The organism is Pseudomonas sp. LS-2, from assembly GCF_003605735.1.
Taxonomy (GTDB): Bacteria; Pseudomonadota; Gammaproteobacteria; order Pseudomonadales; family Pseudomonadaceae; genus Aquipseudomonas.
This window is the reverse complement of sequence record NZ_QXTJ01000002.1, coordinates 56,306-71,089: the sequence shown is the minus strand read 5'-3', so window position 1 is coordinate 71,089 and position 14,784 is coordinate 56,306. Positions and strand designations below refer to the sequence as shown.

The following is a 14,784-nucleotide window of genomic DNA, read 5'->3' as shown; positions in this document are numbered from 1 at the left end:
CGCAGGGTCAGTGAGCGATGCCAACTGACCCACCGCCTTCGCCCGCAAGCAGGGGCGCTACAGGGCAACCACTGCCATGAGCATCAGCTGATGTCCGACGCCGAATGCCGCTCAGGGACCTGTTTGTCTTCATCGCCCCAAGTACGATTTACCCGCAACCCGCGAACCACCGCGGGGCGCTTGGCGATTTCCTTCGCCCAGCGCTGCACGTGGGTGTACTCCTCGGCAGCGAGGAACTCGGCAGCCGAGTACACGTTGTTGAGCACCAACTGGCCGTACCAGGACCACACGGCGATATCGGCGATGGTATAAGCATCGCCGGCCAGATACGCGCTCTCGCCCAGACGACGATCCAGCACGTCCAACTGACGCTTGGCTTCCATCGTGAAGCGATTGATCGCGTACTCGTTTTTTTCCGGCGCATAGGCGTAGAAATGGCCGAAACCGCCGCCCAGGTATGGCGCCGCGCCCATCTGCCAGAACAGCCAGTTCAGGGTTTCGGTACGGCCAGCGGGATCCGACGGCAGCAGCTCTTTGAATTTTTCTGCGAGGTACAGCAGGATCGATCCAGATTCGAAGACACGAACCGGCGGCTCGACGCTGCGGTCCAGCAAGGCAGGAATCTTGGAGTTGGGGTTGATCTCGACGAAACCGCTGGAGAACTGATCACCCTCACCGATGCGGATCAGCCAGGCATCGTATTCGGCATCCTTATGCCCCAGCGCCAGCAGTTCCTCGAACATGATCGTGACTTTCACGCCATTGGGCGTTGCCAGCGAGTAAAGCTGGAACGGCTGTGTGCCGACCGGCAGTGTCTTCTCGTGGGTGGGGCCGGCGACCGGCCGATTGATGCTCGCGAACTGGCCACCGGACGCGGCCTCGTTTTTCCAGACCTTGGGCGGAACATAAGCTGCTTTGGACATCGAACGAACCTCTTGGTGAGTCACTGCGGTCTTTGACGAACACATCTCGACAACGCGGGGGTGCAGCCTGAGACCGGACGTGAGTGATAGCGGTTCAGGGTATGTGTTTAGCTCGCCACTGCTCAAGGAAATTTCACGGTCATGCGCCCCCACCCGTACATTGCGGACCGTGGACCATCAAGGGTCAGAACGCTGAACGGCCCGGTATCGACCCCGCTAACAGAGGCCCCAACTGATCGGCAGGCACCGCTTTGCTGAAATGAAAGCCCTGCACTTCATCGCACGGATGGCGTTGCAGGCACTCCAGTTGTTCCAGGGTTTCCACGCCCTCGGCGGTGACCGTGATGCCCAGTGAACGGCCAAGATCGATCATCGCCTGAACGATTGCCTGGTCGTTGCCGCGCTCGGTCATGTGGGAGATGAAACTGCGGTCGATCTTGATGCCGTCCAGCGGGTATTTGCGCAGGTACGCCAGCGACGAAAACCCGGTGCCAAAATCATCGAGACTGAGCCGCACGCCCAACCCGCGCAATGCGGTCAGGGTGTTCAGTGCGCGATGGGCATGATCGAGCAGCACGCGTTCGGTGATTTCCAGCTCCAGACGCCGGGGCGGCAGTCCACTGCGGCTCAAGGCATTGGTAACGACCGCCACCACGTCGTCATTCTCGGCCAACTGGCCGGGCGACAGATTGACCGACAGTCCAACCGCTTCCGGCCAGTTCATGGCTTCGCGGCAGGCATGCTCCAGCACCCAGCGACCGAGCGGCTGAATCAAGCCGGTTTCCTCTGCCAGCGGGATGAACGTATCGGGTGGCAGCAATCCCCGCTGCGGATGCTCCCAGCGCACAAGGGCTTCGAAACTGCGCAGCGCGCCGTCAACCGTGGCGTAGCGCGGCTGGTAATGGATGCGCAATTGGTCGTCGAGCAACGCGTGGCGCAGTTCCTGCTCCAGTTGTCGACGGACCAGCTGCTCGGCATTCATGCCATCGGCGTAGAAACACCAGGTGTTGCGGCCAGCCGCCTTGGCCCGGTACAGCGCGATGTCGCCCATGCGCAGCAACTCGTCCGGGGTGTGCGCATGTTCGGGCGCCAGGGCGATGCCGATGCTGGTGCCGATGGAGACCGTCTGCGTCTCCACTTCGAACGGTTGGCACAGGTCTGCAACCAGGCTTGCACACAGCGCAGCGATCCCTTGATGATCGACCTTCCCCTCTCGCACGACGATGAATTCGTCGCCACCCAGCCGCGCAACCATGCCATTGCCTTGCGCATGCTGCTGCAAGCGACGGGCGACTTCTTGCAGGACTCGGTCGCCAAACGCATGGCCCAGTGCATCGTTGATCGGTTTGAAACGGTCCAGATCCAGGCTCAACAGCGCCAGCGGCAGCGGTCGGTCCCGCTCCAGCCGATCGTTGAGAAACTGTTGAAGCTGAAAGCGATTGGGCAATCCGGTCAGCGAGTCGTGCAACGACAGCAGCGTCAGCTCCTTCTGAGTCACATGCAAGGCTTCGAACTGGGCATCGATCTGGCGCGCCGACGTCAGGGCGTAGCGCACCAACAGCGTCAGCACGGCGATCAATGCCAGCACACCGGCGATAAACAGTGGCAGCGTCTGGCGCAGCAAATCCATGCCTGGCGTCGGTGGCATCCAGCTCAACTGGATGTTCGAGCCCAGCAACGGCATGGCGTCGTACCCGGGCTGGGCGGTCTGTGAGACCTGGATGGTGGGCAGGCCATAGGTTTCGCTCAGATGGGCGAGCTTCTCGGCGTCGAGCACGGTGACGAACATCATCACCGACGCAGGGCCTGCGACGGGTTCGATGGCCGGGTCCCAGCCGGGACTGATGGTCGCCGCTGCAACCAGTGCGGGCTTGCCAGCCACTTGCAGGGCACGCACTACGCCGTCGTTTTCCTGCGTGCTTTGCCGGGCTTCATTGATCAGCGCACCGAGGTCGCCCTCCAGCCAATCGCTGGCCTGCATCATCGACGGTTTGCCATCGATGACCGCATACACGGTGCGGTCCTGAGCGTTGATCACCAGTACCCCGTTGTACCCGTACAACTCGTAGGGAATGGCGCCGACATTGCGCTGATCGTCCGCCCACGCCTTGTCCACTGTCAGGTGCAGGTGCTTGTAGGCCTCGCCCCACTTGGCGTAGTTGATGATGTTGCGTCCCACCTCGTTGCGCACCTGGTCCATGGTTCGCGAGATGAACGTGCGCGAGCGTTGCTGCACGTCGAGGTCCTGACTCAGGGCATTCTTGATCAGCAAGTAGCTGCCCAGGCCGATCAACAACAACAGCGCGCACATGGCCGGCAACAGCCGCAGAATCAGTTGTCGGCTACGACGGGTAGCGGCCCAGCCGGCAAGTGTGGGTTTGGACATGCGGACACCTGAATACATCGGGAGACAGGATGAACAGCGCACAGGTCAGGACAGAAAAAGCCTGTCGCGGCGACCGATGATTGCGAAAGGCTATCGTAACCGTCTGTTTATGCAGGGGCTAGCCGTCATTGGGCCTGGAGTGAAGAAGTTCAGCGGCGACTGCGGCCTTGTCGATGACCGAATGCACATTGCACACCCGCCCTTCCCTGAATTGGTAGAACACGTTTTCGCTGAAACGCACGCGGGTTCCATTGACCGGTAAGCCGAACAACTCGCCCACCGGCGTGCAGTCGAAGCACAGCCGCGCGGCAATATGGGGAGGATCGGCAACCAACAGATCGATCACGAATCGTAGATCGGGGATGGTCCGAAAATCGTTTTCAAGCATGGCTTGGTAACCCGACAGGCCGATCCGCTGACCGTTGTACTGCACGTTCTGATCGACGAACTGCCCCAGCGCGGACCAGTCCTGACGGTTGAGACAGTCGATGTACCCCCGATAGCGGTCAATGAGTTCCTGTTTGTCCATGGGGACGCCCTCCTCTGCTGGCTCTGACCCTTCGGGAATTTAGGGCGCGGGGGCATCGTGATAGTTCAACGTGAGCAGCCCCTCTTGAGCAGGACGGCTACGGGGAAGTGTCGAGGCGCAGGTCGTTGCACACGTGAGATCCCAGCTATTATTACCGTTCACACAACAGTGTTTCTCCCCTGCATGTGGGGGCAATTTGCCGCAGGCCGGTAGTTTTTTGGTAATCTTTGAAAATTAACTAACCGGTTAATTACAGCATCGACAGTCACGGGCCAACGCATCCGTTGACTGGCGCTTCGATGAACCGTTTCTCCCCACCACCGTTGAGCGTTCGCGCAACGTTCAGCGTCAGCAGGATCACGCAACATGACTACGTCTCGACCTTCGACATCCGTCAGTCGGTGGCCCATCTGGGTCGTCGCACTCGGCGTGCTGGTATTTGGATTGCTTTTCGCAGCGGGTGGCGGCTACCTCGTCACTCTAGGCGGCAGCTGGTACTTCCTGCTTGCCGGTCTAGGTTTGATCGCCTCGGCATTTCTGCTGTTCAAGCAACGCGTGGCGGGCGCCTGGCTGTTTACTGCAGTGATGGTGCTGACGCTGATCTGGGCGCTGGTGGATGCCGGGCTGGTGTTCTGGCCGCTGGTTTCACGCCTCTTTGCCCTTGGCGTGTTGAGCCTGTTGGTCGCGCTGGTCTACCCGACGCTGCGCAAGGCCAATGGCCTGGCCGGTGGCCGCGGTGGCTATGTGCTCGGCGGTGTCCTGGCAATCGCCATGGCCGCGGGCTTCTGGGGCATGTTCCAGCCTCATGCGTCGGTTTCGCCAACCGGTGATGGCCCGGCGCTGACCAAAGTCGATCCAGCCCATGCGCAGAAAGACTGGGCGCATTACGGCAACGACGAAGGCGGCAGCCGTTTCGCCGCGCTCGATCAGATCAACCGCAGCAACGTCTCCAGGCTGGTACCGGCCTGGACCTATCACACAGGCGATGTCGCCCTGAGTGACGGCAACGGTGCCGAAGACCAGATGACCCCGCTGCAAGTCGGCGACAAGGTGTTCATCTGCACCCCGCACAACAATGTCATCGCGCTGGATGCCGACACCGGCAAGCAGCTGTGGAAGAACGAAATCAACGCCAAGTCTGCCGTGTGGCAGCGTTGCCGTGGTCTGGCCTACTTCGACGCCACCGCCGCTGTTGCATCGCCAACCGACGGCAGCACCCCTGCCGCCCCGGTAGCCGTGCCTGCTGGCGCCAACTGCCAGCGTCGTCTGCTGACCAACACCATCGACGCGCGCCTGATCGCCGTCGACGCCGACACCGGCGAGTTCTGCCAGGGTTTTGGTGACAATGGCCAGGTCGATCTGAAAGCCGGTCTGGGCAACGTCCCTGATTCCTACTATCAACTGTCCTCGGCACCGCTGATGGCAGGCACCACCGTGGTGGTTGGCGGTCGCGTTGCCGACAACGTGCAGACCGACATGCCAGGCGGCGTGATCCGTGGCTTCGACGTGGTCACCGGCGAAATGCGCTGGGCCTTCGATCCGGGCAATCCTGAAGACAAGAAAGCCCCGGCGGCCGACGGCACCTATGTGCGCAGCACGCCGAACAGCTGGGCGCCGATGTCCTACGATCCGGCGATGAACACCGTGTTCCTGCCGATGGGCAGTTCGTCCACCGATATCTACGGCGTTGAGCGCACCAAGCTCGATCACACCTATGGCGCCTCGGTGCTGGCTCTGAACGCCACAACCGGCGAGCAGAAGTGGGTTTACCAGACCGTTCACAACGACCTGTGGGACTTCGACCTGCCCATGCAGCCGAGTCTGATCGACTTCACCAAGAAAGACGGCAGCAAGGTTCCCGCCGTTGTGATTGGTACCAAGGCGGGGCAGATCTACGTGCTGGACCGCCACACCGGCCAACCGCTGACCGAGGTTAAAGAAGTACCGGTCAAGCCATCGAACATCCCGAATGAGCCTTATTCGCCGACTCAGCCAAAATCGGTGGGCATGCCGGAAATCGGCGCGCAGACCCTGACTGAATCGGACATGTGGGGCGCTACCCCGTTCGACCAGTTGCTGTGCCGTATCTCGTTCAAGAAGATGCGTTACGACGGCCTGTACACCGCGCCGGGCACCGACATCTCGCTGAGCTTCCCGGGATCGCTGGGCGGCATGAACTGGGGCAGCCTGTCGACCGACCCTGTCCACGGCTTCATCTTCGTCAACGACATGCGTCTGGGCCTGTGGAGCCAGATGGTGCCGCAGCAAAAAGACGCCAAGGCTTCCAGTGGTGGCGAAGCGCTGAACACCGGCATGGGCGCGGTTCCGCTCAAAGGCACGCCGTACGCCGTGAACAAGAACCGCTTCCTGTCGGTCGCCGGCATTCCGTGCCAGGCGCCACCGTTCGGCACCCTGACCGCCATCGACATGAAGACCCAGAAGATCGCCTGGCAAGTGCCGGTTGGTACCGTGCAGGACACCGGCCCGATGGGCATCAAGATGCACATGCAACTGCCGATCGGCATGCCGACGCTGGGTGGCACCCTCTCCACTCAGGGCGGCCTGATCTTCATCGCCGGCACGCAGGACTACTACCTGCGCGCCTTCAACAGCGCCAACGGCGAAGAAGCCTGGAAAGCCCGCCTGCCCGTGGGCAGCCAGGGCGGCCCGATGACCTTCGTCTCGCCGAAAACCGGCAAGCAGTACATCGTCATCACCGCCGGCGGTGCACGCCAGTCCGCCGACCGTGGCGATTATGTGATCGCCTACGCGCTGCCTGACAGCAAGTAAACGGCCACAAAAAAAACCGCTGTCACCGTTTGGGTGGCAGCGGGTTTTTTTATGCCAGGGACAAAGACCTGATCGAAGCCTGACGGCAACCGCTTTGCGGCGTGCCGAGACGAAGCTCACTGCGCCTTCTTGCGATAGGCCATCGAATCGTCGATCCGTTTGAGGATGTAATCCCCCGCCGCCACCGGTGGGTACAGGCTGCTCGCCGCCTCGATTCCCAGATCGCAAGGGTCTACCACCGCACCATAAGTCGGATCGTAAAACGTGGCGATGGAATAACGCTCATGCCCGGACTTATTGATCACCCGGTGCAAGGTGGAACGGAACCGGTCGTTGGACCAGCGCGCCAGGAGGTCGCCGACATTGACCACCAGACTGCCTTCGATGGGCGTGGCGTCGATCCAGCTGTTGCTCCCCAGCTCGCGCACCTGCAACCCGCCGCTGTTGTCCTGATAGAGCAAAGTGATGCAGCCGTAATCGGTGTGCGGGGCGACACCGAACTGATCGGTCTCGGCCATCGGTGGGTGCGGCGGGTAGTACACCATCTGCGTGCGTTGCAAACGCTTGCCGTATTTCGGTTCGAAAAATCCGGGCTCGATCCCCAGCCCTACCGCCACCGCCTTGAGCAAGTCAGCCCCGGCCATGCCGATTTCTTCGTAGTACGCGTCCAGGGCCACGCGCAACTCAGGCATGAAGTCCGGCCACTGGTTCGGCCCGCGCAGGGCCTCCCCCGCCACCACGCAAGGGTCGTCTTCGGGCAGCTCCAGACCGATGCTGAAGAATTCCTTGTAATCCGGTTTGGTCGCTTCGTACATCAGCGCCCCGCCCAGTGCGTGCCAGCCACGATGGCGCTTGTTCACCGCGACCTGACGCTTGACCTCTGCAGGGTGGGCGAAGAAGGTTTTCGCCGCCGCCATCGCCGTGTCGATCACGTTCTGCGGCACACCGTGATTGATGATGTAGAAGAACCCGGTTTCGCTGCAGGCCTTGCGAATGGCTTCACCGGCACGAAGAATCGCGGCCTGGTCCCCCTTGCGAACACCAGCCATGTCGATCAAGGGGAGATTGGTTTGAGCGGTCATGCGAGCTCCTGTCGTTATAAGGGATGGGGCCAGCTGTATAGACAGGTGAAGCATTTAGTGTGCCGTGCGGCCAACATCGATTTTTATAGGAGCGCGCTTGCCCGCGATTGCGGTGTGTCAGATACATCGCCGGTGACTGACACACGGTAATCGCGGGCAAGCGCGCTGCTACTCGTCCCATGTGGTTTCCACACGCCCCAGCAGTGGGCACGCCGGCCTCAATCGGTGCAACTTTCGGTGACATCGTTCAGGCGCTTCTCCTACAACTTACACGCCGCACCCAGCAGTGGCCTGCGGAACCGATCTGGCCTGCATTTTGCCTCAGCTGTCTATACAGCCTGCCCAAGGATTTTCATGCGTCGCTATCACACAGGTTCCGACTTTCTTCGTGCGCACAGCATCGCCGAACTGGCCCACATGGCCCGCCGGCGACTGCCGCATTTCGCCTGGGAGTACCTGGACGGCGGCGCCGAAGAAGAACTGACCCTGGCACGCAATCGTAAGGCCTTCGCCGACGTCAGCCTGCTGCCCCGTACGCTGATCCCCTGGCAGCCCCCGGACACCCGCCGCACCCTGTTCGGTCGCGAGCAGGCCTTGCCCATGGCCATCGCGCCCACCGGCTACAACGGCATGCTGCACCGCGACGCCGACATTCACCTTGCACGCGCCGCCACCGAGCGCGGCCTGCCCTTTTCCCTCAGCACGGTTTCGACCAGTTCGATGGAGCAGATCGTCGCGGCCGTGCCCGACGTCAATCTGTGGTTTCAGCTGTACAGCATGAGCGACGCCAAGGTGCAGGAAGACTTGCTGCAGCGCGCCGAAACGGTAGGTTGCAAGACCCTGCTGCTGACCACCGATGCCGTACTGCTGGGCAATCGTGAATGGGACAAACGCAATTTCGCCCGCCCGCGCCAGTTGAGCCTGCGCAACAAACTCGACGTGCTGCGTCACCCGCGGTGGATCAAACAAGCGCTGTGGCCCCATGGCATGCCGAGCATGGCCAATCTGGACCGCTACCTGCCCGCCGATCAACGCAACGCCGCCGGTGCCGCGCATTTCATCGGCGAGAAAATGGAAAACCAACTGAGCTGGGCGTTTCTTGCCCGTCTGCGCGAACGCTGGTCCCATCGACTGTTGCTCAAGGGCGTGATGCACCCGCAGGACGCCGAGCACGCGGTAAAGCTCGGTCTGGACGGCATCATCGTCACCAATCACGGCGGTCGGCAACTGGACGGCGTGCCCGCCACGCTTGATTGCCTGCCCGCCATAGCCGAGGTCGCCAAAGGCAAACTGAGCATCCTCCTCGACAGCGGCATTCGCCGTGGCACCGACATTCTCAAGGCCTGCGCTCTGGGCGCCGACGCCGTGCTGCTTGGCCGCGCCACGTTGTATGGGGTGGCGGTCGGCGGTCAGGCCGGCGCCGGACATGCGCTGGATCTGCTGAGCAACGAGTTGCGCCTGGCCCTGACCTTGCTGGGCCAACCGGACCTGAATCAATTGCGCGCCAGCCGACAGCCTGACGCCACCTTTTCCGTGAGCTGACCCATGAACGACCTGCAACAGACCCTCGATCAATTACGCCAGGCCTTGGGCGACGCGCAGGTGCTGACCGGTGACGCCATCAGTCAGCGGCACTACAGCGACTGGACCCGTCACGCCCCGACGTGCCCTGCTGCGCTGATCCTGCCGAAGGACACCGAACAGGTCTCCATCGCCTTGCGCATCTGCCATGCCGCCGGGCAAACGGTGGTTCCCCAAGGTGGCATGACGGGCCTGGCGGGCGGCGCCGTGCCCCGCTCGAGCGACATCGCCCTGTCGCTGGATCGCCTGAAGGGCATCGAGGAAATCGACCCGGCGGCCGCGACCGTCACCGTGAAGGCCGGCACCACCCTGCAGGACATTCAGCAAGCCGTATCCGACGTCGGCTTCCTGTTCCCGCTGGATCTGGGGGCGCGGGGCTCGTGCCAGATCGGCGGCAACATCGCCACCAACGCCGGGGGCAACGCAGTGATTCGCTACGGCATGACCCGCGATCTGGTGCTTGGGCTCGAGGTGGTGCTGGCCGACGGTCGCGTGCTGAACCTGATGAACAAGATGATCAAGAACAACTGCGGCTATGACCTGAAACAGTGCTTCATCGGCAGCGAAGGCACTCTTGGGGTGATTACCCGCGCGGTGTTGAAGATGGCGCCGCAACCGGGACAGTCGACCACCCTGCTCTGCGCCCTGCCCGATTACACCAGCGCGGTGGCCTTGTTGCGGCGTATTCAGCGCAGCGCCGGTACGCCACAGGCCTATGAGTTGATGTGGCAGGACTTCTTTCGCATGGGTGTGTCGTGGCTGGAAAACCCGATCGCGCCGATGCCCGATCACCACCCGCTGTATGTCTTGCTGGAATCGTCTGCGGCCAGCGAGGTGCTGGAGCAGACGCTGGAAGCGGCCATCGAGGCCGGTGAAGTGGTCGATGCGATCCTCGCCACCTCGCAGACTCAGGCCCGCAGCCTGTGGAAGATCCGCGAAGCGACTGGCGAATTCCCGGTGCGTCTGGCACCGCTGAATTTCGACATCAGCCTGCCCATCGGCCAGATCGGCGATTTTGCCGAGCTGTGCCGCGAACGCCTGGACCAGCGCTGGCCGGGCAACCGCAGCGTGTATTTCGGCCACATTGGCGACAGCAACCTGCACCTGACCGTGGACTGCAACTCGCTGCCGCAACCGGCGCCTGTCTATGAAATAGAAGAACTGGTGTACAGCGCCGTTGGCGAACTGGGCGGCGCGGTTTCAGCCGAACATGGCATCGGCCTGCTCAAGCGCGAGTTTCTGCATCATTCGGTGAGCGCCGAAGCCTTGCAGGCCATGACTGAGCTCAAGCGCAGTTTCGACCCCAGCGGCATTCTCAATCCGGGGAAGATCTTCGGTTGAGCCGCAAGAGAGTTGTATATACCGGTATGGCACGCTAACTGCAGCACCTGCGGTACCTCTGCCCCACATAACGACGACAACACTGCATCTGAAGGAGTTACCCCATGCAACTCGATTCTCTGTTCAGCAGGACGTTCAAAAGCCTGAGCATCACTGCGGCTTTAGCGCTGTTGCCTTTGGCGGCCCATGCCGACCAACTGGCCGACGTGAAGAAAGCCGGTGAACTGGTTGTCGGTACCGAAATGCAATTCGCCCCGTTCGACTTCCTCGATGCGGGCAAACAGAAAGGCCTGAACGCCGAACTGTTCGAGGAGCTGGGCAAGGAACTGGGGGTCAAGATCAAGTTCCTCGACCTGCCATGGCCGAGCGTGCTGCCAGGCCTTGAAGCGAAGAAATTCGACGTGGTCGCCGGCCCGATCATCGTCACCAAGGCGCGTAAAGAGCGTTATCACTTTGTCTCGCCGATTGCCGAAGCCACTGTGGCGCTGATGGTCGGCGCCAAGGACGACAGCATCAAGAAACCTGAGGACATCGCCGGTAAAACCGTCGGTGCCGGTAAAGGTTCGGCGCAACTGGAAGAGCTGAAAACCTTCGCCGCGACGCTGCCGGAGAAGGTCACCATCCGCGAATACGTCGACAACAACCAGGCTTACGCGGATCTGGCGGCCAAACGCATCGTCGCGGTGGCCAACTCGCTGCCGAACATTTCTTACGTCGCCGCGCAAAAAGCCAGTCTGTACAAGGTGGTGCAGCCGCCGTTCGGCAAGAAATCCTACTTCGCCTACCTGGGCCGCAAGGACGCCGATGCCGACAGCCTGATCGCAGCGCTGGATACCGCGGTGAACAAGATGCATGACGACGGCCGTCTGGCAGCGCTGCAGAAGAAATGGCTGGGTGCCGAAATGGACGTGCCGAAGGGTGATTTCGAACCGACCTGGTAATTCACCGCTGAGTCAACTGCATCGTCCCGCATCGATGCACGACTTGTAGGAGTGAGCTTGCTCGCGATTGCGTTGTGTCAGACGCCCCAGCTGTAGCAGGCACAGCGCATTCGCGAGCAAGCTCACTCCTACAGGGTCGGCGCATGACGATTCAAACGCTGGAGTCACACTGTGTTCGATTGGCCCTTGCTGCAGCAAAACGCGCCTTTATTACTGGGCGCCCTGTGGGTGACGTTGCAGGTTTCCATCGCCGCGCTGGCGATCGGCTTCGTCATCGGCATCATCGTCGGCAGCCTGCGCCTGTCACCGATCCCCCTGCTCCGCCGTCTGGGCGGCGCCTATATCTTCGTGTTCCGCGGCATTCCGCTGCTGGTTCAATTGCTGTTCATCTATTACTTCCTGCCGCGCATCGGCCTGCCCAATGTCTCACCCACGGTGGCGGCAATTATCGGGCTGTCGCTGGCGGCCGGCGCCTACATCGCCGAGATCATGCGCGGCGGGTTTCTCGCGATCCCCGGCGGTCAGCTGGAAGCGGCAGGCCTGCTGGGCATGAGCGCCAGCCAGATGCTGATCCGCATTCGTGTACCCCAGGCGGTACGCCTCACGCTGCCTGCGCTGGTCAACGAAATGATCCTGTTGATCAAGGCCTCTTCACTGGTGTCCGTCGTGGGTCTGGCGGACCTGACGCGCACCGCACAGAACCTCGCGGCCAGCGACTATATGTTCGTGCAGGACTACCTGATGCTGGCCGGCTTCTACTGCCTGATCAACGTCCCGCTGGCATATTGCGGCAGCCTGCTCGAGCGTCGCTTGAAGGAGCAGACGGCATGAACTTCGACCCGACCATCATCACCGAACACCTGGGCGACATCGGCTCGGGCTTTCTGGTCACCCTCGGGACCTGGAGCAGCGGCGTCGTGCTCGGCATCGCGCTGGGCATGTTGATCGCCGTGGCACAGGTCTTCGGCAATAACTTCGTGCGGGCGCCCTTGCGAGTATTCATCGAGCTGATCCGCAGCACGCCGTTTCTGGTGCAGCTGTTCCTGGTCTATTACGGCGGCCCCGCGTTCGGGCTGAGCCTGGATCCGATCCCCGCTGGCATCCTCGGTCTGGGCGTTTACGGCAGCGTGTATTTCGCCGAGATCTTCCGCTCCGGGTTCGATTCGGTGGCACGCGGTCAGCTGGAAGCGGCTGATTGCCTGGGCATCACGCGCCTGCAATGCATCTGGCGGATTCAGGTGCCGCAGATGCTGGTGATCATTCTTCCGGCTTTGGTCAACATGATCACCGTGCTGTGCAAGGAAACCGCCGTGCTGTCGATCATTACCATTCCGGAGCTGACCATGGTCCTGACGGGCATCGGTTCAGAGACCTTCGCCTTCGTCGAGACCCTGCTGATGCTGTGCATCGGTTATCTGATTCTGGTGGAGCTGTGCTCGCGGCTGGGCATGCTCCTGGAAACCCGTGTCGGCCGCTTCATGAACAAGCAACCACGATAAGGAAGCCACCCCATGAACAGCTTCCTGATTCCCAGCGGCAGCGTGTCCGCCGACACACGCGAGAAACAAGGTGAAAGCATGAAGACGTCCGCAACAGCGCCCGGCGAGCAGCCGACCATCGTGTCGCTGAGCAAGGTCGGCAAAAGCTTCGGCAACCTGCGCGTGCTCAAGGGCATCGACCTGCAGGTGCAGCGCTCGGAGGTGGTGTGCCTGATCGGGCCTTCGGGTTCCGGGAAAAGCACCCTGCTGCGCAGCATGGCCTTTCTCGAAGAATACGACGAGGGCGAGATTCGCATCGAAGGCCAGTTGCTCGGCTGGCAGGACACCGACAAGGGTCGCCGCCGCGCGCCCCAGTCACAGATCAATCAGGTGCGGCGCAACGTCGGCATGGTGTTTCAGCAGTTCAACCTGTGGCCGCACATGACGGCGCTCGGCAACGTCTGCGAAGCGTTGCGCCGGGTGCGCAAACTGTCGGCCGACGAGGCGAACAAGCGCAGCATGGCAATGCTCGACAAGGTCGGGCTGGCGCACAAGGCCGACGCCTATCCGGCGCAGTTGTCCGGTGGGCAACAGCAACGGGTGGCGATTGCCCGGGCGCTGGCGATGGAGCCGCACATCATGCTGTTCGACGAACCGACTTCGGCGCTGGACCCGGAACTGGTGGGCGAAGTGTTGCAAGTGATGAAGACCCTCGCCAAAGAAGGCATGACCATGGTCGTAGTGACCCACGAAATGGGCTTTGCCGCGCAGGTGGCCGATTCGGTGATCTTCCTCGATCAGGGTGAAGTGGTGGCGCGCGGCACACCGCAGCAGATTTTCCACAACGCCCAACAGCCGCGCTTGCAGCAGTTTTTGCAGAATTATCTGGACCGCAATGCGTTCTGGCAGGACGGCAAGCAGTCAGCGCCGGTCTTGTAGGAGGTCATCAATGGACAAGACCGCTCCACAAGCGTTGTATCGCAAAGCCAAGGACTTCGTGCACGGCAAGTTGGTGTCCGGTGAATGGAAACCCGGTGACCTGATTCCGTCGGAAAACCGGCTGGTGCTGGAGCTGGGCATGTCGCGCATGACGGTCAATCGGGCGCTGCGTGAACTCACCGAAGAGGGCCGTCTGCTGCGGGTATCCGGCGTCGGGACGTTTGTCGCCGAGAGCAAGCCGCAATCGAACCTGCTGCACATTACCAATATCGCCGACGAGATCCTCGCTCGCGGCCATCGCTATCGTTGTCAGGTGCTGCACCTTGCCCGCGAAGCGGCGTCGATGCCCATTGCTTCCGCCCTTTCGTTGCCCACCGGCGCCTCGGTGTTCCATCTGCTGTGTGTGCATTACGAGGAAGAGGTGGCCGTGCAACTGGAAGACCGCTACGTCAATCCGCAGACTGCGCCGGAGTTTCTTCAACAACCCTTTGGCGATGACTTGCAATCGGCGCGTTACCTGCTGCAGATCATTCAGCCGGACGAAATGGAACACATCGTGGAAGCCAGCCACCCTTCCACCGACGAACTCAAGTACCTGCAGATCGAGGCAGGCGAGCCCTGCCTGGTGCTGATGCGCCGCACCTGGAACAGCGGCCGGGTGGTGACTTACGTGCGCCTGGTCCACCCCTCCTCGCGGTATCGCCTGGGCAGTCGTCTACCCGTCAGCGGGACGTATCGCGACAGCTGACAACCGGTCAGCAGATTCATCGAACGCCTGCCTTGCGTTGCCCTCG

At 61.7% G+C, this 14,784-nt stretch carries 12 protein-coding genes; 8 read left to right on the top strand and 4 right to left on the bottom strand.

Annotated elements, in window-relative coordinates; all coding sequences use genetic code 11:
• Positions 1-83: 83 nt before the first annotated feature.
• From yghU to D3M70_RS01155, 3 genes are all read right to left on the bottom strand, one after another.
• Complete coding sequence (yghU, locus tag D3M70_RS01165) at positions 84-923, bottom strand: glutathione-dependent disulfide-bond oxidoreductase (RefSeq protein WP_120123658.1); 840 nt, start codon at positions 921-923, stop codon at positions 84-86.
• Between the two features lie 184 nt (positions 924-1,107).
• Complete coding sequence (locus D3M70_RS01160; protein ID WP_120123656.1) at positions 1,108-3,309, bottom strand: EAL domain-containing protein; 2,202 nt, start codon at positions 3,307-3,309, stop codon at positions 1,108-1,110.
• A gap of 118 nt (positions 3,310-3,427) precedes the next feature.
• A complete protein-coding gene (locus tag D3M70_RS01155) occupies positions 3,428-3,838 on the bottom strand; it encodes an ester cyclase (protein ID WP_120123655.1) in 411 nt (136 codons plus the stop codon).
• A gap of 366 nt (positions 3,839-4,204) precedes the next feature.
• Between D3M70_RS01155 and D3M70_RS01150 the strand changes: the two genes are divergently transcribed.
• Positions 4,205-6,628: a glucose/quinate/shikimate family membrane-bound PQQ-dependent dehydrogenase gene (locus D3M70_RS01150; RefSeq protein WP_120123653.1), complete on the top strand. Its 2,424-nt coding sequence runs from the start codon at positions 4,205-4,207 to the stop codon at positions 6,626-6,628.
• A 116-nt stretch (positions 6,629-6,744) separates the two neighbouring features.
• On the opposite strand, the gene D3M70_RS01145 is transcribed toward D3M70_RS01150, so the two are convergent.
• The gene (locus tag D3M70_RS01145; protein WP_120123651.1) at positions 6,745-7,710 is read right to left on the bottom strand and encodes an isopenicillin N synthase family oxygenase; all 966 of its coding nucleotides are present in this window, start codon (positions 7,708-7,710) and stop codon (positions 6,745-6,747) included.
• Between the two features lie 354 nt (positions 7,711-8,064).
• On the opposite strand from D3M70_RS01145, the gene D3M70_RS01140 reads away from it, so the two are divergent.
• From D3M70_RS01140 to hutC, 7 genes are all read left to right on the top strand, one after another.
• On the top strand, positions 8,065-9,252 hold the full coding sequence (locus tag D3M70_RS01140) for an alpha-hydroxy acid oxidase (protein WP_120123650.1): 1,188 nt from the start codon (positions 8,065-8,067) through the stop codon (positions 9,250-9,252).
• A 3-nt stretch (positions 9,253-9,255) separates the two neighbouring features.
• Complete coding sequence (locus tag D3M70_RS01135; protein ID WP_120123648.1) at positions 9,256-10,632, top strand: FAD-binding oxidoreductase; 1,377 nt, start codon at positions 9,256-9,258, stop codon at positions 10,630-10,632.
• Between the two features lie 104 nt (positions 10,633-10,736).
• Complete coding sequence (locus tag D3M70_RS01130) at positions 10,737-11,573, top strand: transporter substrate-binding domain-containing protein (RefSeq protein WP_120123646.1); 837 nt, start codon at positions 10,737-10,739, stop codon at positions 11,571-11,573.
• 171 nt (positions 11,574-11,744) lie between these two features.
• A complete protein-coding gene (locus tag D3M70_RS01125) occupies positions 11,745-12,404 on the top strand; it encodes an amino acid ABC transporter permease (protein ID WP_120123644.1) in 660 nt (219 codons plus the stop codon).
• Positions 12,401-13,072, top strand: a complete 672-nt coding sequence (locus D3M70_RS01120; protein ID WP_120123643.1) for an amino acid ABC transporter permease — start codon at positions 12,401-12,403, stop codon at positions 13,070-13,072. Before D3M70_RS01125 ends, D3M70_RS01120 begins: the two co-directional genes overlap by 4 nt.
• 78 nt (positions 13,073-13,150) lie before the next feature.
• Positions 13,151-13,990: an amino acid ABC transporter ATP-binding protein gene (locus tag D3M70_RS01115; RefSeq protein WP_165869718.1), complete on the top strand. Its 840-nt coding sequence runs from the start codon at positions 13,151-13,153 to the stop codon at positions 13,988-13,990.
• Between the two features lie 10 nt (positions 13,991-14,000).
• The gene (gene hutC, locus D3M70_RS01110; protein ID WP_120123639.1) at positions 14,001-14,738 is read left to right on the top strand and encodes a histidine utilization repressor; all 738 of its coding nucleotides are present in this window, start codon (positions 14,001-14,003) and stop codon (positions 14,736-14,738) included.
• Positions 14,739-14,784: the final 46 nt, after the last annotated feature.